24 protein-coding genes are annotated in these 24053 nt (G+C 36.4%); 7 read left to right on the top strand and 17 right to left on the bottom strand.

Features of this window, described 5'->3' with window-relative positions:
- Nucleotides 1-12 precede the first annotated feature (12 nt).
- The 5 genes from ACU8DI_RS05400 to ACU8DI_RS05380 form a co-directional block, all read right to left on the bottom strand.
- On the bottom strand, nt 13-630 hold the full coding sequence (locus ACU8DI_RS05400; protein WP_447111731.1) for a hypothetical protein: 618 nt from the start codon (nt 628-630) through the stop codon (nt 13-15).
- A gap of 90 nt (nt 631-720) precedes the next feature.
- Nucleotides 721-1785: an AMP-binding protein gene (locus ACU8DI_RS05395; RefSeq protein WP_447111730.1), complete on the bottom strand. Its 1065-nt coding sequence runs from the start codon at nt 1783-1785 to the stop codon at nt 721-723.
- 20 nt (nt 1786-1805) lie between these two features.
- Nucleotides 1806-2750 (bottom strand): CPBP family intramembrane glutamic endopeptidase, encoded by a 945-nt coding sequence (locus ACU8DI_RS05390; RefSeq protein WP_447111729.1) that lies wholly within the window; start codon nt 2748-2750, stop codon nt 1806-1808.
- 5 nt (nt 2751-2755) lie between these two features.
- Nucleotides 2756-3790 (bottom strand): o-succinylbenzoate synthase, encoded by a 1035-nt coding sequence (locus ACU8DI_RS05385; RefSeq protein ID WP_447111728.1) that lies wholly within the window; start codon nt 3788-3790, stop codon nt 2756-2758.
- A gap of 59 nt (nt 3791-3849) precedes the next feature.
- Nucleotides 3850-4542, bottom strand: a complete 693-nt coding sequence (locus ACU8DI_RS05380; RefSeq protein ID WP_447111727.1) for a DUF2490 domain-containing protein — start codon at nt 4540-4542, stop codon at nt 3850-3852.
- Nucleotides 4543-4651: 109 nt separating this feature from the next.
- Here ACU8DI_RS05380 and ACU8DI_RS05375 point away from each other — a divergent pair, with 109 nt between their 5' ends.
- Entirely contained in the window at nt 4652-5554 is a 903-nt protein-coding gene (locus ACU8DI_RS05375) for a sterol desaturase family protein (protein WP_447111726.1), read from the top strand.
- Entirely contained in the window at nt 5551-6342 is a 792-nt protein-coding gene (locus ACU8DI_RS05370) for an SDR family oxidoreductase (RefSeq protein ID WP_447111725.1), read from the top strand. Before ACU8DI_RS05375 ends, ACU8DI_RS05370 begins: the two co-directional genes overlap by 4 nt.
- Here the strand turns inward: ACU8DI_RS05370 and ACU8DI_RS05365 are convergent, their stop codons facing one another.
- The 3 genes from ACU8DI_RS05365 to ACU8DI_RS05355 form a co-directional block, all read right to left on the bottom strand.
- Nucleotides 6343-7020 (bottom strand): metal-dependent hydrolase, encoded by a 678-nt coding sequence (locus ACU8DI_RS05365; protein WP_447111724.1) that lies wholly within the window; start codon nt 7018-7020, stop codon nt 6343-6345. It abuts the gene before it with no gap.
- 193 nt (nt 7021-7213) lie between these two features.
- On the bottom strand, nt 7214-8119 hold the full coding sequence (gene menA / locus ACU8DI_RS05360) for a 1,4-dihydroxy-2-naphthoate octaprenyltransferase (protein ID WP_447111723.1): 906 nt from the start codon (nt 8117-8119) through the stop codon (nt 7214-7216).
- 14 nt (nt 8120-8133) lie between these two features.
- A complete protein-coding gene (locus tag ACU8DI_RS05355; RefSeq protein ID WP_447111722.1) occupies nt 8134-8973 on the bottom strand; it encodes a 1,4-dihydroxy-2-naphthoyl-CoA synthase in 840 nt (279 codons plus the stop codon).
- Nucleotides 8974-9173: 200 nt separating this feature from the next.
- On the opposite strand from ACU8DI_RS05355, the gene ACU8DI_RS05350 reads away from it, so the two are divergent.
- Nucleotides 9174-9605, top strand: coding sequence for a hypothetical protein (locus tag ACU8DI_RS05350; RefSeq protein WP_447111721.1), 432 nt, complete (start codon nt 9174-9176; stop codon nt 9603-9605).
- On the opposite strand, the gene ACU8DI_RS05345 is transcribed toward ACU8DI_RS05350, so the two are convergent.
- From ACU8DI_RS05345 to menD, 3 genes are all read right to left on the bottom strand, one after another.
- Nucleotides 9594-10430: a CvfB family protein gene (locus ACU8DI_RS05345; RefSeq protein ID WP_447111720.1), complete on the bottom strand. Its 837-nt coding sequence runs from the start codon at nt 10428-10430 to the stop codon at nt 9594-9596. The two genes, ACU8DI_RS05350 and ACU8DI_RS05345, sit on opposite strands and share 12 nt — an antisense overlap.
- Nucleotides 10431-10521: 91 nt before the next feature.
- A complete protein-coding gene (locus tag ACU8DI_RS05340; protein ID WP_447111719.1) occupies nt 10522-10860 on the bottom strand; it encodes a DUF2853 family protein in 339 nt (112 codons plus the stop codon).
- A gap of 88 nt (nt 10861-10948) precedes the next feature.
- Nucleotides 10949-12709, bottom strand: a complete 1761-nt coding sequence (gene menD / locus ACU8DI_RS05335) for a 2-succinyl-5-enolpyruvyl-6-hydroxy-3-cyclohexene-1-carboxylic-acid synthase (protein ID WP_447111718.1) — start codon at nt 12707-12709, stop codon at nt 10949-10951.
- 97 nt (nt 12710-12806) lie between these two features.
- Here menD and ACU8DI_RS05330 point away from each other — a divergent pair, with 97 nt between their 5' ends.
- Together ACU8DI_RS05330 and ACU8DI_RS05325 are read left to right on the top strand one after the other, a co-directional pair.
- Nucleotides 12807-16031 (top strand): S41 family peptidase, encoded by a 3225-nt coding sequence (locus tag ACU8DI_RS05330; RefSeq protein ID WP_447111717.1) that lies wholly within the window; start codon nt 12807-12809, stop codon nt 16029-16031.
- Nucleotides 16032-16049: 18 nt separating this feature from the next.
- On the top strand, nt 16050-16400 hold the full coding sequence (locus ACU8DI_RS05325; RefSeq protein WP_447111716.1) for a ribose-5-phosphate isomerase: 351 nt from the start codon (nt 16050-16052) through the stop codon (nt 16398-16400).
- A 3-nt stretch (nt 16401-16403) separates the two neighbouring features.
- On the opposite strand, the gene ACU8DI_RS05320 is transcribed toward ACU8DI_RS05325, so the two are convergent.
- The 3 genes from ACU8DI_RS05320 to ACU8DI_RS05310 all read right to left on the bottom strand — a co-directional run bounded on the left by ACU8DI_RS05320 (nt 16404) and on the right by ACU8DI_RS05310 (nt 19083).
- Nucleotides 16404-17459, bottom strand: a complete 1056-nt coding sequence (locus ACU8DI_RS05320; protein ID WP_447111715.1) for a glycosyltransferase family 9 protein — start codon at nt 17457-17459, stop codon at nt 16404-16406.
- 65 nt (nt 17460-17524) lie between these two features.
- Nucleotides 17525-18655 carry a chorismate-binding protein gene (locus tag ACU8DI_RS05315; protein WP_447111714.1) on the bottom strand — a complete coding sequence of 377 codons (1131 nt, stop codon included), beginning with the start codon at nt 18653-18655 and terminating at the stop codon, nt 17525-17527.
- A gap of 2 nt (nt 18656-18657) precedes the next feature.
- Nucleotides 18658-19083 (bottom strand): PaaI family thioesterase, encoded by a 426-nt coding sequence (locus tag ACU8DI_RS05310; RefSeq protein ID WP_447111713.1) that lies wholly within the window; start codon nt 19081-19083, stop codon nt 18658-18660.
- 40 nt (nt 19084-19123) lie between these two features.
- Between ACU8DI_RS05310 and ACU8DI_RS05305 the strand changes: the two genes are divergently transcribed.
- Nucleotides 19124-19759 (top strand): alpha/beta hydrolase, encoded by a 636-nt coding sequence (locus ACU8DI_RS05305; protein WP_447111712.1) that lies wholly within the window; start codon nt 19124-19126, stop codon nt 19757-19759.
- Nucleotides 19760-19761: 2 nt separating this feature from the next.
- Nucleotides 19762-20337 carry a GNAT family N-acetyltransferase gene (locus ACU8DI_RS05300; RefSeq protein ID WP_447111711.1) on the top strand — a complete coding sequence of 192 codons (576 nt, stop codon included), beginning with the start codon at nt 19762-19764 and terminating at the stop codon, nt 20335-20337.
- A 14-nt stretch (nt 20338-20351) separates the two neighbouring features.
- Here ACU8DI_RS05300 and ACU8DI_RS05295 read toward each other — a convergent pair whose 3' ends face one another.
- The 3 genes from ACU8DI_RS05295 to ACU8DI_RS05285 all read right to left on the bottom strand — a co-directional run bounded on the left by ACU8DI_RS05295 (nt 20352) and on the right by ACU8DI_RS05285 (nt 23979).
- Nucleotides 20352-21623, bottom strand: a complete 1272-nt coding sequence (locus tag ACU8DI_RS05295; RefSeq protein ID WP_447111710.1) for a hypothetical protein — start codon at nt 21621-21623, stop codon at nt 20352-20354.
- 112 nt (nt 21624-21735) lie between these two features.
- Complete coding sequence (locus ACU8DI_RS05290) at nt 21736-22707, bottom strand: NAD(P)H-dependent flavin oxidoreductase (protein WP_447112061.1); 972 nt, start codon at nt 22705-22707, stop codon at nt 21736-21738.
- Nucleotides 22708-22749: 42 nt separating this feature from the next.
- Entirely contained in the window at nt 22750-23979 is a 1230-nt protein-coding gene (locus ACU8DI_RS05285; RefSeq protein WP_447111709.1) for a class I SAM-dependent rRNA methyltransferase, read from the bottom strand.
- Nucleotides 23980-24053 lie beyond the last annotated feature (74 nt).

The following is a 24053-nucleotide window of genomic DNA, read 5'->3' as shown; positions in this document are numbered from 1 at the left end:
CTCACCCTTATCTTAATCTTTTATAACTGAAATGATCTGCGGTATGAGAGTCATGGCCGTTAATAAAACAGCGTTTTTATTTTTAGATTCATTCGCTAGATCATTCGGTTTTGATACAACATTTGACACTGACGTGGACGCCAATGTCTCCGGATTTCGAATCATGACCACTGAACTTGTCGTATGTTCACTAGCATCTTGTTCAGCCAATTTGTAAGCCAATTCAATACCATCGTTATGAAATTCCTTCATATTTGATTGTAAGTGCTCCACAGCATATAAAATGGCCTTTATATTCTTTGAATGTGATTTTTTAAGCGCTATACCATTTAAACCAGCATATGTTACAATGGACAGACTGTCATTTACTGATAATCTATCGGACAGTAACTTGAACGACTGCTTTAAAATAACTTTAGATTCCGTATCTAAACCCGAAGTTGGTGTTTGAATTAGAAGTATTAAGTGCTTTGGTAATTGTTTCGAACTGTCATCCTTTACTGCAGAAATATTTACAGCAAATGGAATGAGGTTTTCAATGGTGACTGATTGGGTTTCAACAGGTATTTCTTGTCCGAAATGAACATGACAAAAAAATAATACAGCGATGGTAAGAAGAACATTTTTCATTGGTTTGGTTATTAGTGATATACCAAACATACAAGCATATTTGAATGCATCCTATTAGCAATGAGTAAAACCTATCTGTGAATGAGGCAACTAGCTCTTTAGCAGTTCTATTGTTTTTGCACGATGCAACTTGCCATTTGGGGTTTCAATAAATTTCGGGAGGAAATACACTGCTTTTGGCACTTCAAATTTATCCAATCCTTCAAATACACTGGCATCTAAGTCTTTCTTTTCTCCTTCAATGACCAAGATGACTTTTTGCCCAAGTGCTTTGTCTAACTCCGAAGAAATGAAGAAACGTGCAGATAACTGGTCTTGTAGTTTGCCTTCAATGTGCTCTGGAAACAATTTAACGCCTCCAGAATTTATCATGTTATCAAAGCGTCCAATAATTTCGAATTCCTTATCGGAAACTAAATTAACGACATCATTAGTAACGATGGTGTTCTCAGATAATTCCTTGGCATCAATCACTAAACAGTCTCTCTCATCTTTTGTTATAGAAATGTCCCTAAGAACCTTAAAATAAGGAGCTTTCTTTTTAGTTTTATTTAGCTTTTTCACAGCAATATGACTTACGGTTTCTGTCATACCATATGTTTCATAAACGGTTGGCTTCACATTTTGAATAGCGTCTCTCAAACTATTCGAAACAGGAGCACCACCCACAATAATCGTTTTTATTTCTTGAAGTCGTTTCAAAGAATTATTCAATTGCAATGGGATCATTGCACAAAAATCATAGGCTTTTTGATCATCATAGGCTGGCATTGTTGTTGGAGCTACCATATCTAATTCCAAACCTAAAATCATAGCTCTTACTAACATCATTTTTCCCGCAATAAACTGACTTGGCAAGCAGTGTAAGGCTGTATTTCCTGGTTCTAATTTAAAGAAATCACCAGTCATTACCGATGAATTGACCATTTCCTGCTTTTTAATTTTGATCAGTTTTGGCAATCCTGTAGAGCCAGAAGTTTTCGTGAGAACATAATCTTTATCATCTAACCAATCCAGCATAAAATCACCCATAACCTGCTCATAAGGCTCACCTTCTTTTACCAAACTATAGGCCACTTCTTTTAATTCCTCATGATTATAGTTAGTGCCATTCAGTTTGAATTTCAAATGAATTTTGTCGAACGTTGGTGTCATAAACTTGATGATTTAAGCTATTATTCTCCTATAATTTTATAGTCCTCCTTTGGTGGCTCTGTAACCTTTCCGAATAAGTTAGACTTCCAGTTCGTCCACTTGTATTTTTTAGCCAATATCCATAAGATAATAGGATATACCACTAATACAGGCACTAATATTTCCGATATTTCATTTGAAGCATTTTCAGCTGTATATACGAATACAGCATCTGTCTGCAATGCCGACCACTTAGAGGTCACCAATAAAGCCGCCATTAAATTGTTTCCGAAGTGAAATCCGAGAGCCAACTCCAATCCATTATCCATTAAAGTCATGATGCCCAGTAACAGTCCCGTACCTATATAAAAAATCATAATGATTGGTCCCATTTCAGCAACCTCTGGATTAGCAGCATGCAAAACACCGAACAGTACAGACGTCAAAATCAAAGGAAACCACTTGTTTTTAACGATAATAGCCACTTGTTGCATTAAATACCCACGAAATAAATATTCCTCCAACCCTATTTGCAATGGAAACAATAATAAACTAATGACAAGGAGAATTGTGAATTTTACTGGATCAAATTGTAGTTCGACCATAGATGGGTCGGAAAAATAACCAATAGTGAACAACACAATTGTCACCACCACAATTAATGAAAATGAAAAAAAAGCGCGACTCCAATCGACCTTTGCTCTTCCTGTTGTTAAGGATTTTAAACTTCGTTTATGTAAATATTTTACAAATAAAAATAACAATCCTAATAAAACGGCAAAGGGAAATAAATTCGCTGCAAGCCAAAAGTTTTTACTAGGAATCAATTCCAATAGCTTTTTTTGCTCTTCGATGACATCAAATCCATCACTAAAAAACAAAAAGAAGATGAGGTTAATTATGAAAAGTCCAGAAACGATGATTAAAGTTAAAATAATTTTCCAGGCATCATTTTCTCCTTTGTAAGCTTGTTGTATGTAATTCATAGGTATTAAATATTAACGTTCCAATGAGCGTTTGTTTCATATTGCAATGTACCATTTTTTACCACTAATGGCGACACAAAATTATTGTTAAATAAACTTCCAGTTCCCAAACCTTGAGGCAATTCATTTTCAAGCGTATAGGTCCATTGCGCAATGGCATTCAATCCTACATTACTCTCTAAAGCGCTGGTTATCCACCATCCTATCTCTCTTTGACTGGCCAAATGAATCCACTCCAGACTTCCTTGAAAACCACCAACTAGCGTTGGTTTCAAAATGATATATTGCGGCTTTATGGTATTGAGCAGTTCTTGCTTTTTTTCAGAGGTGATAACACCTATTAATTCCTCATCTAAGGCAATTGGCAAAGGTGTATGCGCGCAAAGGTTGGCCATTTCTTGCCACTGGTTTTGTTTAATTGGTTGTTCTATGGAGTGTAGTTCAAAATCTGATAAGCGCTTCAGCTTTTCCAATGCATCCTTTGAATGAAAAGCGCCATTGGCATCTACTCTCAATTCTATGTCTTGCGCCGAGAATTCTTGACGAATGGATTTCAGCAAGTTGAGTTCCGTATGAAAGTCGATCGCTCCAATTTTCATTTTTATACAGTTGAAACCTGCTTCAATTTTATCTTTGATTTGCTCTTTCATAAAGGTTTCAGATCCCATCCAAATCAAACCATTAATAGCAATAGGAGATTGATTTCTAGTAAAATTTGAAGGAAACAGCTCAAAACCATTCTCACTTTCTAGGGATTTAAAAGCCATTTCGAGCCCAAATTGAATACTTGGAAATTCATCAAGTTCTAGAAGTAGTCGTTCTAATCCATAATCTATGTGATCGCATGTCCATTGTAATGTGGCTTCAAAATCTGGGCGATCATCAAAACTTAAACCTTGAAACATGCCGCATTCACCAATGCCAGTCTTATCGTTTTGATTCAAAACTAAAAACCAAGTCTTTTTTTCTTTCAAGACACCACGAGATGTTCCACTCGGTGTTTTAAAGTATAAAGTGTAGGGTTTAAAAGTGGCTGTCATCAACAAAATTTATAATACAAAAGTACTAAATGTTCTGGCAGTATTTGAAGTATTATGACTTAGAAATTATGATGAAAACTCAATTGCAATTGTGCTTTACCAATGGTATTCGTTTTCTGATTCATCCAACCCAACTGAAATTTCATACCAGGCTTAAAAACATAACCAATTCCGAGATAGGTTCTATTTCTATCGAAAAAGGCAACAGATCTTCCATCACCAATATCCTTTTGACCGTTGACAAACAATTCATTATAAAGTGCTGCATAAAAAGCGTCCTTTTCCAAATTGCTTTTATTAAGGGGAATGTTCATAAACAAATTATAGCGATACCTTGTCCTAAAATCTTGATCTTCAACAAAACGTTGTTCGTATCTAAAACGATGGGTGAGGTAAACGCGATTTCCTAATTTATGTGGCAGAAGTGCTTCTTGATAAATTCTACTTTCCACAGAGGTGTCGTCACTATCACCAAAGGCTCCAGTGGTTATATGTGCGTATCCTAAGGTGAATTTGGCATTGACACCTTTTGGTCTATAGGTAACTCCTGAGCGTAACAATAATTGTTCTAAATCGCCTGCTAAATTCCAATTACGATATTGTACATCACCCTGAAATCCGAAAGCGCTAGATTTAAATTGATGATCAAAAAAGTACATGTACCAAGCTCCAGTTTTACCAGATTCTACTTGGCCAAACAAAGCATTACAAGACATCGTTAAAAATATTAGGAAAGTTGGGCGAAGCTTCATAGTATAAGTTTGTTGCAAAATAATACCCTAATCGCTCGATAAAAAATGTGTGGCACCAAATAACAGATTTTTAACAATTTTGTACTTTAGCTAAAACCATAGAAATCCCATGTCTGATCCCGAGTTTCCAAATATCATCTTATTAGCCATCCCGTTTTTTATTGTATCCATGCTATTAGAACTGTACGTCACACTACGAAAAGGTGTCAAAACCTATGAAACTAAAGACGCTTTTTCATCGATAGCCATGGGACTTGGCAATGTGTTTTTAGGTTTTTTTAGTAAGGCCTTAGTATTGGTAGCTTTCTTTGTCATTTATGAACATGTGAGACTCTTTACAATACCTATTGCATGGTGGAGTTTTTTATTGCTTTTTTTTGCAGACGATTTCTCGTATTATTGGTTTCATCGCATTTCACATGAATGCCGACTTTTTTGGGCTTCTCATGTGGTTCATCATTCATCACAACATTATAACTTGAGTACGGCTTTAAGACAAACTTGGTCTGGAGGTTTTTATTCCTTTGTTTTTTGGTTGTGGTTACCGCTTTTAGGATTTCATCCAGCCATGATTCTATTACAAATGTCTATCAGTTTATTATATCAATTTTGGATTCATACAGAAACCATCGATAAGCTGCCAAAATGGTTTGAAGCGGTATTCAATACGCCATCACACCATCGTGTACATCATGGAAGCAACCCTTTATATTTGGATAGAAACCATGCAGGTATCTTAATTATTTGGGATAAGCTATTCGGTACGTACCAACCAGAATTAACCGACGAAAAAGTGGTTTACGGATTGGTAAAAAATATCAACACTTATAATCCGGTAAAAATAGCATTCATTGAATGGGCTCACATGTTTAAAGATGTGTTTACAGGAAAAAAATCATTTAAGAACCGATTGTTATACCTTATAAAACCTCCAGGATGGAAACACGACGGTACTGGACGTATCAGTGAGGACTTAAGAAGGACTTGGCAACAACAACATCAGCAACAATGACCTTCACCAATAAAATAATTTGGATTACTGGAGCTTCAAGTGGTATTGGCAAAAGCTTAGCGATAGCCTTATCGCAACAGGACTGCAACCTTATTTTATCTGCAAGGCGTGAAGCGGTTTTAGAAGAGGTGAAATTACAATGTCAAAATCCAAATCGTGTGGCCGTTTTACCTTTAGATTTAGCTAAGAGCGAGGACATGCCAAGTATCACTGAAAGTGCTATTAAATGCTTCGGAAGAATAGATATATTAGTTAATAATGGTGGTATTAGCCAACGTTCACCCATCATTGAAACGTCTATTGAAGTAGACCGTAAACTTATGGAAATTGATTATTTGGGAACTGTAGCGCTATCAAAAGCACTGCTTCCGCATTTCGTTGCGAATCAATTTGGACATTATGTCGTAGTTACCAGTCTCATGGGAAAGTTTAGTTCGCATTATCGATCGTCTTATTGTGGAGCAAAACATGCCTTACACGGTTTTTTCGACGCTTTAAGACTTGAGCATGACAAAGATGGCATTAAAGTGACCATGATATGTCCGGGATTTGTCAATACCAATGTTGCCAGAAATGCATTAACGGCAGACGGCTCAAAGCAAGGACATCAAGATGAAGCAACTGAAAATGGTCTTGATGTAGAGGTTTTTGTCAGGAAAATGATAAAAGCAATCCAAAAAGAAAAGTTCGAGGCTTATATTGGAAAATTTGAACGCTTTGGTGTATACGTGAAGCGATTATCACCAAGACTCATTCATAAATTAGTCTTGAGAAGTAAAGTGCGATAATTACAATTCGATGCTTTCCCCTATTTCTAACAGCATAAGGTCTTTATTTTTATCAAAAAATTGACGCTTTGCAGCTTCATGATCGATTTCAATATATCCGAAGGTGTCAAAATGGTATCCTAATACTTTATCACATTGCACAAAATCGCTGGCCATAATCGCTTCATCAATGCCCATGGTAAAATTATCACCAATAGGCAAAATTGCTAAATCGAGCTTTGTAAACATTGGGATGAGTTTCATGTCCATTGTTAAGGCTGTATCACCAGCAATATAGATATTCTTGTGTTCTCCTTCAATCACAAAACCTCCAGGTTGACCACCATAACTACCATCTGGAAACGAGGATGTATGAATAGCATTCACATATTTTAAATTGCCAAATTCAAAATCCCATTGTCCTCCGTGATTCATCGGGTGGTTCTCTATTCCTAGATTATCAAAATGTGTGGCTATTTCAAAATTTGACACGACAACAGCGCCTGTTCTTTTGGCTATCACTTCCACATCTAAAATATGATCTTGGTGCGCATGTGTCACCAGAATATAATCCGCCTCAAGTTGATCAATATTGATATGTGAGGCTTTAGGATTTGCTGTAATAAAAGGATCTACCAAAATATGTATATCGCCAATTTTAAGCCCTAAACTGGCGTGACCGTAAAACGTAATTTGCATAAGAGGCAAGATTAAAATGAATTAATAAGTCCTAAAATACGAAAAAAACTCAGACAGATTTGAAGAAATTGTCTGAGTTTTTAAAGCCCCAAATTTTATTGTCAACATAATAGCAAACAAATGCCGACCTACAAAATTTCAAGACTAATTTAAGCATTAATTTGTTGATAACCAAACTTTTATGTTAATTATTTCATAAAATATAACCAACACCTAATAGAATAGAAAGGAAAAATGTGGTCAGTGCCAATACTTTTAATTGTGGATCAAAATCTTCTGAAGTCTTGGCTTTTATAATTTTTCTAAGGTGAATAGTTAACGGGATAAAAGCGATTAAGAATAAGAAAATGTAAACTCTTGAGTAATATAATATCGCAAAGATTACCGACAAAATCATGGCGCTAATAATTAAGATAATATGATATTGTTTGGCTCTTTTTTTACCGAGTTTTACCGCCAACGTCACTTTTCCTACTGCTTCATCTGAAGCAATATCACGCATATTATTGAGGTTTAATACGCCCACACTTAATAAACCCACTATAATAGCAGGTAAAATGACATGATGATCTACCTGTTTGGCATACAAAAAATAACTTCCAATCACACTTAGAAGTCCGAAAAACAAAAAAACAAAGACATCGCCAAGTGCCTTATAGCCATAAGGCGAACTGCCAATAGTATAGTTAATTGCTGCATAAACGGACAAACCGGCAAGTATAAAAAAGACAAACGCATAAAAAAAATATTTACTTCCAAAGGAGGCAAAAATTAAGCCCACCGTTAAGACAATAACCACTAAAATATTCATCTTGATACCGTCTAACATTTCCTCTGGAGAAATGGCGCCACTTTGAATCGCTCTTGTTGGTCCCAACCTATTCTCATTATCTGTTCCTTTGACACCATCCCCATAATCATTTGCTAAATTGGACAATATCTGTAAGGCAATGGTAAGTAAGATGGCGAAGGTGAAAATCATACCATCAAAATAGCCATTATAGTGTGCAAAACACGACCCAATTATAATTCCAGAAACTGATAGAGGAAGGGTCCGCAATCGAAATGCAGAAATCCAAGGTTTTATAGTATCTAACATCTGAGACTTTTAGATTATGGAATCCATTTTTTATCAAAGTTGGGCTTTCGCTTTTCTAAAAAAGCATCTCGTCCCTCTTTTGCTTCGTCTGTCATATACGCTAAACGTGTTGCTTCACCGGCAAAAACTTGCTGTCCGACCATACCATCATCTGTAAGGTTCATTGCAAATTTGAGCATTTTGATAGATGTTGGAGATTTTGCTAAAATTTCTTGAGCCCAGTCATAAGCAGTAGTTTCTAATTCATCATGAGGAATCACCGCATTCACCATACCCATCTCGTAAGCCTCCTGAGCCGAGTAATTTCTTCCGAGGAAAAATATCTCACGTGCTTTTTTCTGACCAACCATTTTCGCTAAGTATGCAGACCCATAACCACCATCAAAACTAGTGACATCAGCATCTGTCTGTTTAAATATGGCGTGTTCTTTACTGGCTAAAGTAAGATCACAAACCACGTGCAGACTATGGCCTCCACCAACTGCCCAACCAGGTACCACAGCAATGACTGCCTTTGGCATAAATCGAATAAGGCGCTGAACTTCCAAAATATTTAAACGATGATACCCATCATCACCAACATAGCCTTGGTGTCCTCGCGCTTTCTGATCACCACCAGAACAAAAACTCCATATGCCATCTTTAGTTGATGGCCCTTCCGCAGACAACAATACTACGCCAATATGGACATCTTCATTGGCATCATAAAAAGCGTCATAAAGTTCACTGGTTGTTTTTGGTCGAAAGGCATTTCTAACATTTGGACGGTTAAAGGCAATCCTCGCAACGCCATTACATTTTTGATATGTGATATCTTCATAAGTTTTAGCCGTAACCCAATTAGCTTTCTTCATAAGACGAATAAATTTAATACAAAAATACTGCTTTTAAATATAATAAGTCAACCTTCAAACATCCAAAACCGTTCAATAAAACGTATTATAAACTCGTGACAAATTGTTTATGTGACTTATTTAAAAAAGTTGTGTCTCAAGAAAGGCACTAACATGTTAAGTGTCAAAAAATTAGTTATAAAGAATCATAATAAGGGACTATGAAAATTGTTGAATCTAAAGTAGCTACGCAAATTGTGAAGCAAGAGCAATCTGAAGCCGGTACACTACATTTTTTTAATCATATAGCCGTCGTTGAATTTAATGAAGGCATGCATATCGATTTGGCAACAGCCAGAAAGACCATCCATGATCTCATGGCCTATTTTGGCAACTCCAAGCCATTTGGTATTGTTGCTAATCGGATTAACTCCTACTCCATTGCGCTATTGGAAACGGTAGAAGTAAAATCGATTTTTCCGAATCTCGTAGCTTATGGCATTGTAAGTCATAACGAGGCTGGTAGAATGAATGCCGAAATTGAAAGTCAATTTTGTACCTCAGATAATATTAGCTTTGATAATCTTTATGAGGGACTTGACACGGTATATAAACGCGTTATAAACAAGTTGAGCAAAGCATCACTCAACTAATCGGATACCATCAGGCTCAATCGTTATTAAGCGCTGTTTATAGAGGGTTCCAACCGCTTTTTTGAATGTTTTCTTACTCATTTGAAGCTCTTTTTTAATAGCTTCAGGATCTGATTTATCATTTAAAGGAAGAAATCCGTCTCGACTATCTTCAAGATGTTGCATGACGATTTCAGCATTGGGCTCTATCTTTCTGTAACCAATTTTTCCTAATACAATATCCAATTTATTATCTGGTCTTACTTTCTTGACATACCCTTTTAGTCGGTCACCTACACTAATATCCTTAAATATATCTTCGGAAAAAATTAAACCTAAATGTTGTTTGTTCACAATGACATTCATACCGAGTTCTGAAGGATGAGATACAATCAAATCTACCTCATCAAATTGCTGAACAGTCAAGTCTTTATTATCCAAAAACTGATTTGTTTTGCTGGATGCCACTAACCTATCTGTTTCGTCATCTAAATAACAATACACTAAATACCAACCACCTGCTTTCATTTTAAAAGCCTGTTCCTTAAATGGACAAAACAATTCTTTCACGAGTCCCCAATCTAGAAACGCTCCATGCTTGGTGACTTCATTACATCGCAATAAGGCAAAATCATCACGTACGATATACGGTGTATCGGTAACGGCAACTGGTCTTTCTTCATTATCTAAATACACAAAGACTTCAATCTTATCCCAAATCTTATAAGATTCAGGCACATATCGATTGGGTAATAACACTTCATTTCCTTCAGTGTCTGCTATATACAAACCTTGATCTGTTTCGCGTAGTATTTCTAAGGTATTATAATCTCCTATTCTTATCATGCGGCAAAGATACAGATATTAGTCATTGGAAATAAAAAAAGCGTTATAATTCTAATGAATGATAACGCTCGTATATTTTGAAGAATTCTAATTAATAAGCCGATTCTTTATTGAAGTGTTTTGTCAACAAATAATACACCACAGCACGATACTTATTTCTGTTAGATTTTCCGTAGGTTTCCATAACTGAGTCAATTGCTTTATCTAAATCGGCGCTATCTTTTAATCCCAACTTTTTGATTAAAAAGTTATTTTTTACAGTGGCCAACTCTGATTCATCCGAACCTGAGACCGTTGCAGCATCTGCATTGTAAATAGAAGGTCCGCAACCAATCGTTACTTTAGTCAATAAATCCATATCTGGATTAACACCACATTTGTCTTTTAAATCCGCAGCATACTTTGCTATCAAATCATCTCTTTTACTCATCTTAGTTGTATTTTATTGTTAATAAATAATTTGCTCACTAAATATAGCTAATAATTAGACACCATAAAAGAATGTTCGTCACATTTAATTATTTGATAAAATTGAAGTATTCAAGTAAAATGTCATCATTTTCAGTTCTAGGTGTAAAGATCTCCAATAACCTCGGACGTTTGGATTTGTTATAAAATGTTTTTAATTCGAACTCAAGTTCTTCAGCGTTTTTGGCAGTGTGGTATTCAAAATGAAACATGTCACATAATTGTTTGGCAGACAAGTGATGTGTTGTTTCAAAAAAATAATCAAAATTTTCAGAATTTTTGTGACCTGGTAATATGCGGAAGATACCTCCACCATTATTATTGATTAATATAATCCTGAAGTTATTGGGTATATAGTTATTCCATAGGGCATTACTATCATAGAAGAAGCTGAGATCACCTGTTATAAAATTGGTTTGCTTCGCTTGAACACTGGCACATCCAATGGCTGTTGACGTACTGCCATCTATCCCACTTGTTCCGCGATTGCAATAGACTTCTAAAGTTGGATTCAAATTAAACAATTGCGCATAGCGTACCGTTGAACTATTTCCTAACTGAAGAATGGTTTTATTAGGTAATGACTTTAACACTGATCCAAACACCTTTAAGTCACTAAACTGAATTTGCTTCAAATAGTCTAAGTGCTTTTTGTGTCGACGTTGTTTCACGAGATGCCAGGTATCGAAATAATTACTTTTCGCCACGTGCGTTATTTTAGGAAGAAACTCTGAAAGAAAATCATTTGGACGAGCGACCAAATGTTTCGTCAGGCAAAAAAACGTGTCGTTAGCATTTCTTTCATCGATATGCCAATGTTGCTTTGGTGGATGAGATCTCAAAAAAGCTTTGATCTTTTTAGAAACAATCATACCTCCAAGTGTGATCAAAATATCTGGCTGCAAAGCCTTAAACTCTGCTTCTTCTAAAGGCGCAATAATTTTATCAATACTGGAGAAAAAATTCGGGTGATGCAAGTTAGAAGTCGTCTCTGTAAACACAATAACACTATCGTCATCTGCTAATTCGTTCAGCCATTGCTGTTCAATGTCATTAGGAGGTAAAACACCCACTAAAATCATTTTTTTAGTAGACACATACCATTCATCTAAACAATCTTTTAATTCTGCCTGATCTATTTTGGTTGGCTTTAATTCAAGCTCAACAGCCTTAGGTTTCACCGAAAGAGTCTCACTAGTTTCGTACAATGGTTCATCAAATGGAATATTGATATGAACGGGTCCTTGTCTGAAACGCGCCATATTAATCGCATCATTTATTTCATCTTCATTATGAGATTGTATGCCATGTTGTATTCCTAAAAACCGTTCTAATTTATTTTCTATACTCTTGAAAATTGGCAGCTCTTCTTTTTCTGATAAGCGATGCTCATCCTTTAGGTCTAATTTCAAATTGGCAGAATAAAGGATGTGGTTTTCAAAGACGTCTTTTTGATTAATTGTTTGCCCGTCACCAATCCCGATTAAGTGTTTAGGACGATCTGCAGAAAGCACTATTAAAGGGATTTCACTGTAAAATGCTTCAGCGACCGCTGGATAATAATTTAACAATGCACTTCCTGAAGTACATACGACGGCTACGGGTTGTTTGATCTGTTGTGCAATTCCCATAGCAAAAAAGGCAGCACAGCGTTCATCTACAATACTGTAACATTTGAAATCCTCATCGTTGGTAAATCCAATGGTGAGAGGTGCATTTCTACTACCTGGAGAAATAACTATATGCCGAACGTCTTTTAATTTACACAACTGGATGACCGTTTGTGCAAGCGGAATTTTAGGATATATCATGTAAATACAAAGTTATTTAAATTACAATTCAAAAAAAACAAGATTGACTATAATTAATTTGCTAACTTTCACAGCTATATGTGTAATAACTAAAATTATGAAACGCTTCTCCCTCACCATCCTTCTTTGCTCTGTTTTTTCTTTTTTTAATAGCCATTCCCAAAATAATGAGAATCTGTGGTTACGTCATACAACCATCTCTCCAGATGGTACCAAAATAGCCTTTACCTATAATGCCGATATTTATGTCGTTCCTGTTAAAGGCGGTAAAGCAACCAGACTGACTACCAATAGCGGATACGATACAAGACCTGTTTGGTCTCATGACGGAGAACACATAGCTTTTGCTTCCAACCGTTATGGGAATTTTGATGTTTTCCTCATGACGGCTTCAGGCGCTAACGTTCAGCGTTTAACAAGGCATTCCGCTGATGATTGGCCTACCGATTTTTCCGCTAGCAACGATGCGGTTTGGTTCAATAGTATTCGATTAGACCATCCCAACTCATTACTGTTTCATCAGTTAGGTGAATTATATAGTGTTAAAACGGATGCGACCATGCCTACTCAGATACGTAGTTTCCCTGCCTATGAAGCAAAAACTAATAGTCAAGGCCTTATGCTTTTTGAAGAGATTAAAGGTTATGAAGACGAGTGGCGAAAGCATCATACATCTTCTGTTACAAGAGATATTTGGATGAAGACCACCGAAGGCACCTATAAAAAGCTATCTAATTTTAAAGGAGAAAATCGTAATCCTGTGTTCGGTCCTAACGACACGTTTTACTTTTTGTCAGAAAAATCAGGCACATTCAATGTGTATCAATCCAGTTTTAGCAATCCTGAAACATCAACCCAAGTCTCAAATTTTAATTTACATCCTGTACGGCACTTATCTGCTGCCAATAATGGGACATTAGCTTATAGTTTCAACGGAAGCATTTACACACAAAAATTAGGTGAAGCTCCAATTAGAATTGATGTGGATGTTAGTGGCGATCATACCATTTTGGATACAGAGCTATTATTTGTAAATGGCAATGTGACAGATATGGTACCCTCTCCCAATGGTAAAGAAATTATTTTTATTCATAGAGGTGATGTTTTTGTGACGTCCGTAGATGGTCAATTAACGAGACGTTTAACTGAAACACCTGAGCAGGAACGCAGCATTGACATTAGCCCAGATGGCAGAACCATTGTCTATGCCAGTGAGCGTAATAATAGTTGGAATTTGTACACTCAGCAGATTTCTAGAAAAGATGATTCTTATTTTTTGAATGCGTTAGAACTTGAAGAATCGGTTTTATTGGCGAATTCTTCTGAAAGCTTTCAACCGCGATTTTCTCCAAACGGCGAAACGGTTGCTTATTTAGAAGAGCGAACGAAGCTTCGAACGATTCATCTAAAAACCAAAAAGATTACTAAAATCCATGATGGTGAAAAACATTTCTCCTACGCTGATGGAGATCAAGATTTTCAATGGAGTCCTGATGGTCAGTGGATTGCCATAACTTTCTATCCTGATCAATATTGGTTTGGTGAAATAGGCATTTTAAAATCTGATGGTACTGGCGAATTAATCAATATCTCAAAAAGCGGTTTTAGTGACTTCTCACCAAAATGGTCACAGGACGGAACCCTCTTATATTGGGCTTCTGATAAAAATGGCATGCATAGCGTTGCTAAAACGGGTCCTTCTCAATTAGATGTTTATGGCGTATTCTTAACGCAAAAGGCATATGATACTTTTAAATTGGATAAAGATGAATTTGCGTTTTATGATGAGGAATCTGATAAGGATAAAAAGCCTTCAGACGACAAGAAAAAAGATGCCAAATTAAAAGATAAGGAAGTCCCTAAATTGACACCGATGACCATAGAATTTGACCACTTAGATCAAAGAAAAACAAAACTGTCTCTGTTCTCCACAAATCTATCGGATATGCTCATTACAAAAGACGCAAAATCACTGCTATATTTGGGCAGGGTTGATAACAAAACAGACCTATGGGAATTAGACTTAAGAACAAAAGAAATAAAATCGCTAGGAAAATTTGATCGTGGCGGTTCTCTGGCCTTCGGAAAAGATGCAAAGGAGGTTTTTATATTGAGTCGTGGTCGAATTTCAAAGATCGAACTCAGTTCTGGAAAATCGAAACCTGTTGGTATTAAAGATGAAATGACCTTTAACCTATCTGCAGAGCGTTTATACCTTATAGATCACGTTGCTAGACAAGTCAAGAAAAAATTTCTTGACCCTAATCTTCACGGTGCACCTTGGGATACGCTATCTGCGAACTATAAAAAATTTGTACCACATTTAAATAATGATCATGACTTTAAAGACGTCTTAGGTGAGCTTTTAGGAGAACTCAATGCGTCACACACTGGAGCGCGCTACAGGCATTTAGATCCTAAAGGCGATCAAACGGCTTCTCTAGGAATTTTTGTCGATGAGCGTTACGATGGTGACGGACTTAAAATTTCCGAAGTCATGGAAGGAAGTCCTTTAGTAAATGGCGAAAAGAAAGTCAAAGCAGGTGTGATTATTGAAGCCATAGATGATCATACCATCACTAAAGGATCTAATTACTTTGGCTTATTAAATAGAAAAAATAACACGGTGGTGACACTAACGTATTTCGACCCTTCTAATGAAAGCCGATGGAAAGAACGTGTTAAGCCTATTTCATTAGGTGAAGAAAATGAATTGCGCTATCAACGATGGATAAAGAAGAATCGTGAGATGGTCCACAAACTATCTAACAATCAGATTGGTTATATGCATATCCGAAACATGAGTGATGGAAGTTTCCGAGAGTTTTTAGATAAAGTGATGGGCGATGAAGTACATAAGAAAGCGCTTGTAGTGGACACACGTTTTAATGGCGGTGGCGACTTGGTAGATGACATCACCACCTTTTTAAGTGGTAAAAAATATATGGAATTTCAAAATGGTGGAAAAATAGTAGGAACAGAGTCTCAACGTCGCTGGACCAAACCCAGTATCATGCTTGTAGGCGAATCTAACTACTCTGATGCTCATTGTACACCTGTAGGTTACAAAGACCTTCAAATCGGAAAATTAGTGGGTATGCCAGTTCCTGGCACTTGTAGTTTTGTTTGGTGGGAGCGTATTCAAAATGGTATGATCTTCGGCATTCCAAATATGCAGGTATTGGACATCAAAGGTGATGTTTTAGAAAATAAGGAGTTGGTGCCAGACATCATTGTAAAAAATGATTTTGATGATATCACAAATGGGAAAGATGAACAAATAGAAGCCGCAGTTTCAGAGCTTATGAAATCAATAGATTAATATTTTAACTCTGATTTTATGCCGAAAATTGAATATCGTGTATATGTTGTCGAACTCTCAAAACGCGTCTTTACTGAAAATTCAAGATTTAGAGCGGCTAATCCACAATTTAATGGTGTCTTACAATGTTTGTATGTTGGCATGACGAGTAAAACACCCAAAGAACGTTTCCTTCAGCACAAAACGGGATATCGAAACAAAAAAGGCTATAAACTCTCCTCTAACATCGTGGAAAAATATGGTTTGTATTTACGTCCGAGTCTATACAATCACATTGCACCGATGACAACGCGTGCAGAAGCCGTTAAGATGGAAGAAACATTAGCCTTGGAATTACGACGACAACGATATGCTGTTTGGTTCAATTAAATATCAATGAAGAACACGTCTTATCAAGGCCATACTCTCATCTAATGAGGTGGTATTGGTATCAATTGGGAAATTATTAGGACCGTAGGGTTTATATTCGTGAATGTTAGGTTTTGAAAACAAACCGATGGTTGGTGTTAAAGCCGCAGCAGCTAAATGCATCATTCCACTGTCTGCTCCTATAAACACTTCTGTATTGTGCATTACGGAAGCAATTTCACGTATTTCCTTACTGTAATAAGTAGTTGCCTCAAACTGTATTTGCGACACATTTTCAATCGGTAATATCTCCAAGATTTTATACTCAGGAAATTCAACTTTCAATCGTTCATAAAAAGTTCGCCACCATTCAGTACTGTAACATTTCGTTCCTGTAGCAAATGTAAAAATAGCTAAAACTGGTCTATCATCATTGACAATTGACTTTAAAATGGATGCGCCTTGTTCTATTTCAGATACTGTTAATTTTAAATCCAGAGGTGGCAAATACTCATCAGTCATGGGAACTATCTTACTCAAATAATATCTTAAGTCGTAAATGGGTCCAATCGCAATATGATCTCTGTTAGCAAACGGGACCTCATTATTTTCAGGTGAGCCACCAAAAATTTTATGTTTGGAAATGGCGAGTTTCGTGAGCAAACGTCCGGAAGATGAGCCTTCAACTGCATTAATAACCATGTCGTATCTACTGAACTTAACTTTTATCCACAATCGTATATATTTGATAAGCTCGTTAAACGGTTTTCTCGGTAATGCTAAATATGCTCGCACCGAGGTATAATTTCCAAACACAATAGGAGCCAAATAGTCTCCTTTAACTAAAATGTCTATGCTGCAATTCGGAAATGTGTTCGAAATTTCTTCAATAAGTGGTGTTGTCAAAAGTAAATTTCCCAATCTGTGATTTGGCCGAAGTACTAAGACTGTTTTCACCTTGTCAACATCCAAGGATTCTGTGGGTTCTAACGGACGACGATTTCCAACGTTTTTTGTCAGCGCAAACATGACACGACGTCTAAAATCGTTGATGGTTATTTTATTTATTTTAGGTGTCATGCACTTTATGAATTAGAATAGGAATTTGGATCTCTTTGAAACGTTTCTACCGAGCAAGATATAATCTACAGATTGAAATCACAAGCTAAAATCTTTTTAATAGTCTGTGATTTATTCACCGTTTCTTCCCATTCTTGCTCAGGAATTGAGTCTTTTGTAATGCCACCACCAACATACACAAGGGCCTTACCTTTTTTAAGTTGCATGCACCTCAAATTCACAAACAAATCACTAACCGTTCGTCGGGAAGTATACGCGTTATTTTCTATATTCCTGCGGTTCGTATTTCTAGATTGTATTTGGTGCATATTTAATTCTCCTAAAAAACCTGTATAAAATTCACGGTCATAAGACTCATTATTTAAAATAAATTCTTTGGATATGTCTTTAGGCATACCACAAACAGCCGGTGTTGGGTGAAGAGCTTGAATCACTTGCTTTGTTCTCCCTGTTTTTAATAAGCCTGAAATTTCTGATTGTAAATGGCATAAAGCGCCAGCTCTTACTGTTTTAGCAGTTGAAATGGCGATTTTTGATGTGTAAGGTTCTAAGACTGAAGCGATATAATTGGTGACTATCTCCTGCTCTTCTTTGTTTTTCGAATCCCATTCAATTGTGTCATCGCTTTTAAATAATTGGGTTCCTGCCAATGCCATTGTTTGGAACTGCAGACCATGAAGCTTTAGCAGAGTTTCTGGTGTAGCTCCTAACCAGAGTCCAACTTTTGGATGAAACCATAGGTAAACAAAGGCGCTAGGATATAATTCCAATAAACTTTTAAATAAAGTCATCGGATTTTCATCTGAAACCTCTACCTCTTCAACTCGCGATAATACAACTTTTCTGAGTTTTTGTTCTGAAATCGCATCAACCGCTTTTTTTATCAAATTTAGATGCTGTTTTTTGGAGGTCTCGTTTTCTAAATCTGACGAAGGCGCCACTTTAATGCCTTCTGAAATGTCTAAATCTGCAGTGTTCTGAATGCAGTCTTCAACTCGCATTACAACCGTGTCATTTTGGTCATCGAAAGGTGCAAAAACAAAACCGCTTTCACTCAAATTAGTACTAATACGTAGATCATTATTTTTCTGAAAGAACGTGTGTATTTTAGTATCATTTGACTTATTGTAAGCCACAAATGGCAACTCTTTTTGGTATTGTAATTCTAATTGATCGAAAAGTTCTTCCAGCAACATACTTATTTCTTTTTGGGAAGAGATATGGTAGACAATCTACAAATAGACACTAAATTGTCATTATCATCTGTCACTCGGATATCTAATAATTGGGTTGTTCTTCCTTTGTGTAAAAAAGTCGCTTTCGCATACACATAACCTTCCCGAACACTTTTAAGGTGATTTGCAGTTATTTCTAAACCTCTCACAAATTTATTGTCAATATCTAAAAAAATATGTGATGCAAAACTGCCCACACTTTCGGCTAAGGCTGCTGTTGCTCCACCATGTAAAACACCATCTGGTTGATAAACAGCACTATTCACAGGCATTCTAGCTACAAGAAAATCATCACCATAGTCTACCATCTCAATATTTAAGGTTTCCATAAGTGTATTTTTACTCGCTGCGTTGGCCTTTGCTAGAACTACTTCTTTAGATAATTGCATAGAAATACTGTATTTTTAAAGTCGATAACAAAAGTACAAAATGAATTCAACAGAAAAGGAAATTTCTTATAACATCCATAATAGTTATTCCACTTTAAACACCTTAACATCTAAAACCAAAAACATCTGGTTTGTATGCCATGGCATGGGGTATTTAAGCCGGTATTTCTTAAAGTATTTTAAGGGGTTAGCACCCGAAGAAAACTACTTCATCGCACCACAAGCTCAGAGCAAGTATTACATGACTCCAAAATTTAAGCACGTTGGAGCTAGCTGGCTCACCAAAGAAAATACGATCATGGAGACCGAAAATATTATGAACTATTTTGATGCCATTTTTGATGCTGAAATGACCACTCAAAAGACCAATCTAATCGTATTCGGGTATTCACAAGGTGTGAGTGTGGCCATGCGTTATATTGCTAAACGGCAATTGCAATGTGACCAGCTGATTTTACATTCTGGTGGCATTCCTAATGAACTCACTAAAAATGATTTTGCGTTTTTTAAGGGAGCAACCTCACTCATATATGGTACCGATGATGCTTATTTGACAGCGGAGCGAATACATCAGGAACGCATGAAAGCAGAAATGCTTTTTGAAAAACAATTAACGATTATTCCCTTTGAAGGCATACACGAAGTAAACACCCAATTAATACAACAATTTGCGTAATTATGACACAGATACCAACGTTAGAAAATGAGCGTGTTTTATTATCACCCTTAACGTTAGACAACTACGAGTCCTTATTACCAATTGCTAAGGAAAAAGACCTCATCTATTACTCGCCTAGCGATATTTCTACACCAGAGAAATTAAGAACCTATGTCCTGACAGCCATAGAAGGCCATCAAAATAAGGATACACTTCCCTTTATCATATACGATAAACTAAAAGGGCAATATGCTGGAAGTACGCGATTTGGACTAATTAACTGGAAAAATCTTGTATTACATATTGGTTGGACGTGGATTGGCGGTAATTTTCAAGGAACAGCATTAAACCAACATGTCAAATTTTTAATGTTGAAATATGCTTTTGAATCCTTAGATTTTGAAAAAGTAGCATTTAGAATTGATGAGCGCAATCAGAAATCGCGAAAAGCCGTCGAAAAAATAGGCGCGCAATTAGAGGGCATTCTCAGACGTGACGTCTTATTAAAAGACGGATTTAGACGTAACACTTGCTGTTATGGCATTTTAAAATCAGAATGGTCTGACATCAAAGACCAGCATTTTAAGTCATTCTGATAAAAACAACTACTTTAATTGCAAGAAAAGCATTCCTTCAAATATGCTGGTAGTTCTAAATCTTCAGAGCCTTTTAAAGCTTCTTTAACCTTACCTTTTTCATCAATATTCTTTTTAAATGCTTTGGCATAGATCACCAATTGGTCTCGTCTGTGTTTGATTTTATCAGTGATTGATTTCCCGTGTAAGTCATTGAGCTCCTTCGTCCATACCGTCAAGGCGTCATCGATAACATCATCTGTTAACAGCAATTGTAACTGTTCAGCTTGTGCCACAAATTTTTCTTCAGGTGTATCAATTAAAAAATAACGATCAAATGGATAAACCAATCCAGGCATAAAATCAATGTCGTTCTTAAATGGTCTGAGTTCTGGAACCACATATTCATTGGTCATAATAGATGGTACAATTCCTTCCGTATTAAAAAAGGCATTATCCCTATCACCTGCAATAGGATAAGCTACTAAAGAATCCGTCCTACGCTGAACCGCCCAGCCCCATTGTTTGGTATGTCGATCCCAATCGCCAATAAGCAAATCAAAAAGTCGGGATCTAATCAAAGTATTTTTGTCGATGCGCACTGGTATATCAGATTCCAACTTCAATTCTTGTAAATCTTCGGTATCTAAAAGTTCTTCAATTTCTGATAAATGTGTCCAATTTACGTCACCTTCTGTTTCATATTCTAGTAAGAACAAGCGGTTACCGTATTTTTCGTTATAAGAGTTAAGCGCTTTTTGTTTCGGAACAAATACAGCTTTTGGGTGCGTATGTATGACGTCTGCTGCTTCCGCCAATTCAGCTACTAAAATTGCAGCGTAAGGGTGTTGAGCAGAAATACCATCCACAATGATGTTTTCAAGTCCGAGTGTTTTTGCAAATTCTGGCACCAAGGGTTCCGGATCTTTATTGATGCTTCTTAAGGTATAAATAATACCATTTTTGGATTGCAATTTTAAGGAGTGGGTTTGCTTTCCTCCTCCTTCTTTTAAAATTGTCACACCTCCGAAAAGCGTATCTAAAAACAAGATAGGTACATTGACAGGTGTCGACCATGCGTCCCGATATTGTTCGCCTTGAACCACAAGTTTAATATCATCTGCGTTGTATAAGGTACTCGCTGCGACTAATACAGAATCATGTGATCTAAAATCAATAGTGTTAACATCATCATGATTGAGAATGACACAGCGTTGAAAACTCTTGGAAGTACTCGATAGCGACCAATATAACAATCCAATTGCTATAACTAAAATACCAACGAAAATGAGGAGTGCTTTTTTCATAGATGGTTATAAGGTAAGCAAATCTACAATAATACAGCACATCTTCTTAACGCATAAGAAGGAAGGATTAATTGAAATGGTAAATTAAAGACAGATAAAAAAAGTGTCTTAATTATATAGGTTCATCGACAAATTTAGAGACGATATCCTTAACAGGAAGGATTTCCTTAGTATGTTCTATACTAGGTCCAGCAACCCAAACCGTCTTATACGTCGCCTTTTTAGCAGCATTTTCTGTAGCCTTCATTCCGATTGAAAAACGAATCATTTTGACCCATTTTTTGAGTTTTCGGTTTTTATTTAAAAGGTTTTCTATCCAAGTTGATTTTGTACCTATCTTCTGGACATATGGCGTATTAATAACCGTACAAGGCGTTCCAGAAATTCGTTGTGTCATCACAATATCGTCGGCACCATAGTCTACACAAGCTTGTTTATATTCATCAGTCACACCAGCTTCAACTGAGGCAATAAATGGACTCCCAACAGAAACCCCTTCGGCTCCATAGCTTAACATTTTGTCCATATCAGCTTTACAACCTACACCACCTGCAGATATCACTGGAATAGATAAGTGTTTATTTAATTGTTTTATCAATTCTTCAGGTGATAAATTACCGCGATGACCTCCAGCTTCATTATTAACTGCAATTGCCGCGTCTGCACCTAAACTTTCCACTTTTTTAGCAAAATGTAAGTCCGTCACATCACAAAACACTTTAATTCCTACCGCATGAGCACTTTTAATAGTTTCTTCAGGACTTCCTAAAGACGTAATAATAAAATCACAACCCTCTTCACATAAGACCTCTAACTGTCCTTTATATTTGATGTTCGACTTATTGACTATCAAGTTAAATCCGAAAGAACCACCTGCTACTTTATTCGCCTTTAATTCACGAATGGCCGCTCTTAGTTCTTCTAGAGTTCTATAATTTAATGCTGGAATACAACCAGCAATACCAGATTTCATTGCCTCTGTCACCATAGCAACATTAGACACTAAAAACATGGGTGCTTGAATTATAGGATATTTAATCTTTAGTAATTGCGTGAGTTTCGTGGTCATGACTATCGTTTTAATCAACACAAATATAACAAATTATTATGCACGCATAACAACTGTTTAACTTTGAAATCGATAATACCCACATTTCAAATAAGCGCCTTCCGTAAAGCTAATAGGATGATCCACATCGTGCTGGGTCTTTTCCTCAATATTAAAGGGTCGACCACTCATCTTTAGAGATTGTTCACAAACATCATAAAAAGCTCTTGCTGATACGCGAGATGAACAAGACGCTAATACAAGCAAGCCCTGCTTATTTGTCAATTGCGCTCCTAATAAAGCCAATTGTGCGTATTTCTTTTTAGCTAATGAAACCTCTGTTTGTTGTTTGGCAAAACTGGGAGGATCGATGACCACAATGTCATATGTTTTTCCATTGTGAATTAACGTATTCATTTCCTCAAAAGCATCACCTACAAGGGTATGATGTTGACCGCTAAAATTATTTAATAAGGCATTCTCTTTCGCAATTTCCAATGCCTGTCTGCTAATATCTAAACTTGTGACTTCTTTAGCGCCATTACTTAAGGCATGAACAGAAAATCCTCCTGCATAAGAGAACACATCTAAAACTGTTTTATCCTTACTTAAAAGTCCAACTTGCCGTCTATTCTCACGATGATCTAAGAAATAGCCTGTTTTATGACCATGAATCACGTTAGCAGAAAACTGAACACCATGCTCTATAAATTTAACCACTTCGTGTTCTAAACTTCCGAAAATCACTTGTCCGTCATGAAAAGGATGAGAAGCGGACTGTTCCAGACTTCTACTCAACCTCATCACGACGGTCTCGCAATGGCTAATGTCTCTCAAGCTAGATATAATAGTTGGTAAATACGGTAACCAAATTTCAGAGTATAGCTTTACCACGAGTACTTTATTATAAACGTCTGCAATGAAAGATGGAAAGCCATCATTTTCTCCAAACAACAATCGGTAACTATTGGTATTTGTTTTAAGAAGCCTGGATCGTTTGTCAAACGCCGTTAGAATTTTATTATGAAAAAATTCGGAATTTACTATGGCTTTCGTTTCAGCGGAATGGATCATCTTTATTCGGATGGGTGATTTGGCATCGTACAATCCTAAGCCAATGACTTTATTTTTATTCTTGCTAAAAATGATTGCTAAATCACCAGTTTCTGCGTCTTCATTTATTTTCACAATACTATTTGAAAACACCCATGGATGACCTTTAACAACGTGCTGTTCGCCCTTACTGTTGAGCTTCACAGCCAAACGCTTTGGGGTAATATTCGTTAATGATGTGAACCAATCTGACATGTGAGCAAAATTCTATCTTTTTTAAAAAATAGTCACTATTTATTCTAGTTTTATTTTCTAGGTTGCCATAACTT

Source organism: Psychroserpens sp. BH13MA-6, from assembly GCF_052983595.1.
The sequence above is the reverse complement of the archived record's forward strand: the minus strand, read 5'-3'. Positions and strand labels throughout refer to the sequence as shown.

Excerpts from the sequence above, each read along its gene's own strand:
- ACU8DI_RS05400 (WP_447111731.1), bottom strand. The coding sequence starts at position 630 with ATGAAAAATGTTCTTCTTACCATCGCTGTATTATTTTTTTGTCATGTT.
- ACU8DI_RS05395 (WP_447111730.1), bottom strand. The coding sequence starts at position 1,785 with ATGACACCAACGTTCGACAAAATTCATTTGAAATTCAAACTGAATGGC.
- ACU8DI_RS05390 (WP_447111729.1), bottom strand. The coding sequence starts at position 2,750 with ATGAATTACATACAACAAGCTTACAAAGGAGAAAATGATGCCTGGAAA.
- ACU8DI_RS05385 (WP_447111728.1), bottom strand. The coding sequence starts at position 3,790 with ATGACAGCCACTTTTAAACCCTACACTTTATACTTTAAAACACCGAGT.
- ACU8DI_RS05380 (WP_447111727.1), bottom strand. The coding sequence starts at position 4,542 with ATGAAGCTTCGCCCAACTTTCCTAATATTTTTAACGATGTCTTGTAAT.
- ACU8DI_RS05375 (WP_447111726.1), top strand. The coding sequence starts at position 4,652 with ATGTCTGATCCCGAGTTTCCAAATATCATCTTATTAGCCATCCCGTTT.
- ACU8DI_RS05370 (WP_447111725.1), top strand. The coding sequence starts at position 5,551 with ATGACCTTCACCAATAAAATAATTTGGATTACTGGAGCTTCAAGTGGT.
- ACU8DI_RS05365 (WP_447111724.1), bottom strand. The coding sequence starts at position 7,020 with ATGCAAATTACGTTTTACGGTCACGCCAGTTTAGGGCTTAAAATTGGC.
- menA (WP_447111723.1), bottom strand. The coding sequence starts at position 8,119 with ATGTTAGATACTATAAAACCTTGGATTTCTGCATTTCGATTGCGGACC.
- ACU8DI_RS05355 (WP_447111722.1), bottom strand. The coding sequence starts at position 8,973 with ATGAAGAAAGCTAATTGGGTTACGGCTAAAACTTATGAAGATATCACA.
- ACU8DI_RS05350 (WP_447111721.1), top strand. The coding sequence starts at position 9,174 with ATGAAAATTGTTGAATCTAAAGTAGCTACGCAAATTGTGAAGCAAGAG.
- ACU8DI_RS05345 (WP_447111720.1), bottom strand. The coding sequence starts at position 10,430 with ATGATAAGAATAGGAGATTATAATACCTTAGAAATACTACGCGAAACA.
- ACU8DI_RS05340 (WP_447111719.1), bottom strand. The coding sequence starts at position 10,860 with ATGAGTAAAAGAGATGATTTGATAGCAAAGTATGCTGCGGATTTAAAA.
- menD (WP_447111718.1), bottom strand. The coding sequence starts at position 12,709 with ATGATATATCCTAAAATTCCGCTTGCACAAACGGTCATCCAGTTGTGT.
- ACU8DI_RS05330 (WP_447111717.1), top strand. The coding sequence starts at position 12,807 with ATGAAACGCTTCTCCCTCACCATCCTTCTTTGCTCTGTTTTTTCTTTT.
- ACU8DI_RS05325 (WP_447111716.1), top strand. The coding sequence starts at position 16,050 with ATGCCGAAAATTGAATATCGTGTATATGTTGTCGAACTCTCAAAACGC.
- ACU8DI_RS05320 (WP_447111715.1), bottom strand. The coding sequence starts at position 17,459 with ATGACACCTAAAATAAATAAAATAACCATCAACGATTTTAGACGTCGT.
- ACU8DI_RS05315 (WP_447111714.1), bottom strand. The coding sequence starts at position 18,655 with ATGTTGCTGGAAGAACTTTTCGATCAATTAGAATTACAATACCAAAAA.
- ACU8DI_RS05310 (WP_447111713.1), bottom strand. The coding sequence starts at position 19,083 with ATGCAATTATCTAAAGAAGTAGTTCTAGCAAAGGCCAACGCAGCGAGT.
- ACU8DI_RS05305 (WP_447111712.1), top strand. The coding sequence starts at position 19,124 with ATGAATTCAACAGAAAAGGAAATTTCTTATAACATCCATAATAGTTAT.
- ACU8DI_RS05300 (WP_447111711.1), top strand. The coding sequence starts at position 19,762 with ATGACACAGATACCAACGTTAGAAAATGAGCGTGTTTTATTATCACCC.
- ACU8DI_RS05295 (WP_447111710.1), bottom strand. The coding sequence starts at position 21,623 with ATGAAAAAAGCACTCCTCATTTTCGTTGGTATTTTAGTTATAGCAATT.
- ACU8DI_RS05285 (WP_447111709.1), bottom strand. The coding sequence starts at position 23,979 with ATGTCAGATTGGTTCACATCATTAACGAATATTACCCCAAAGCGTTTG.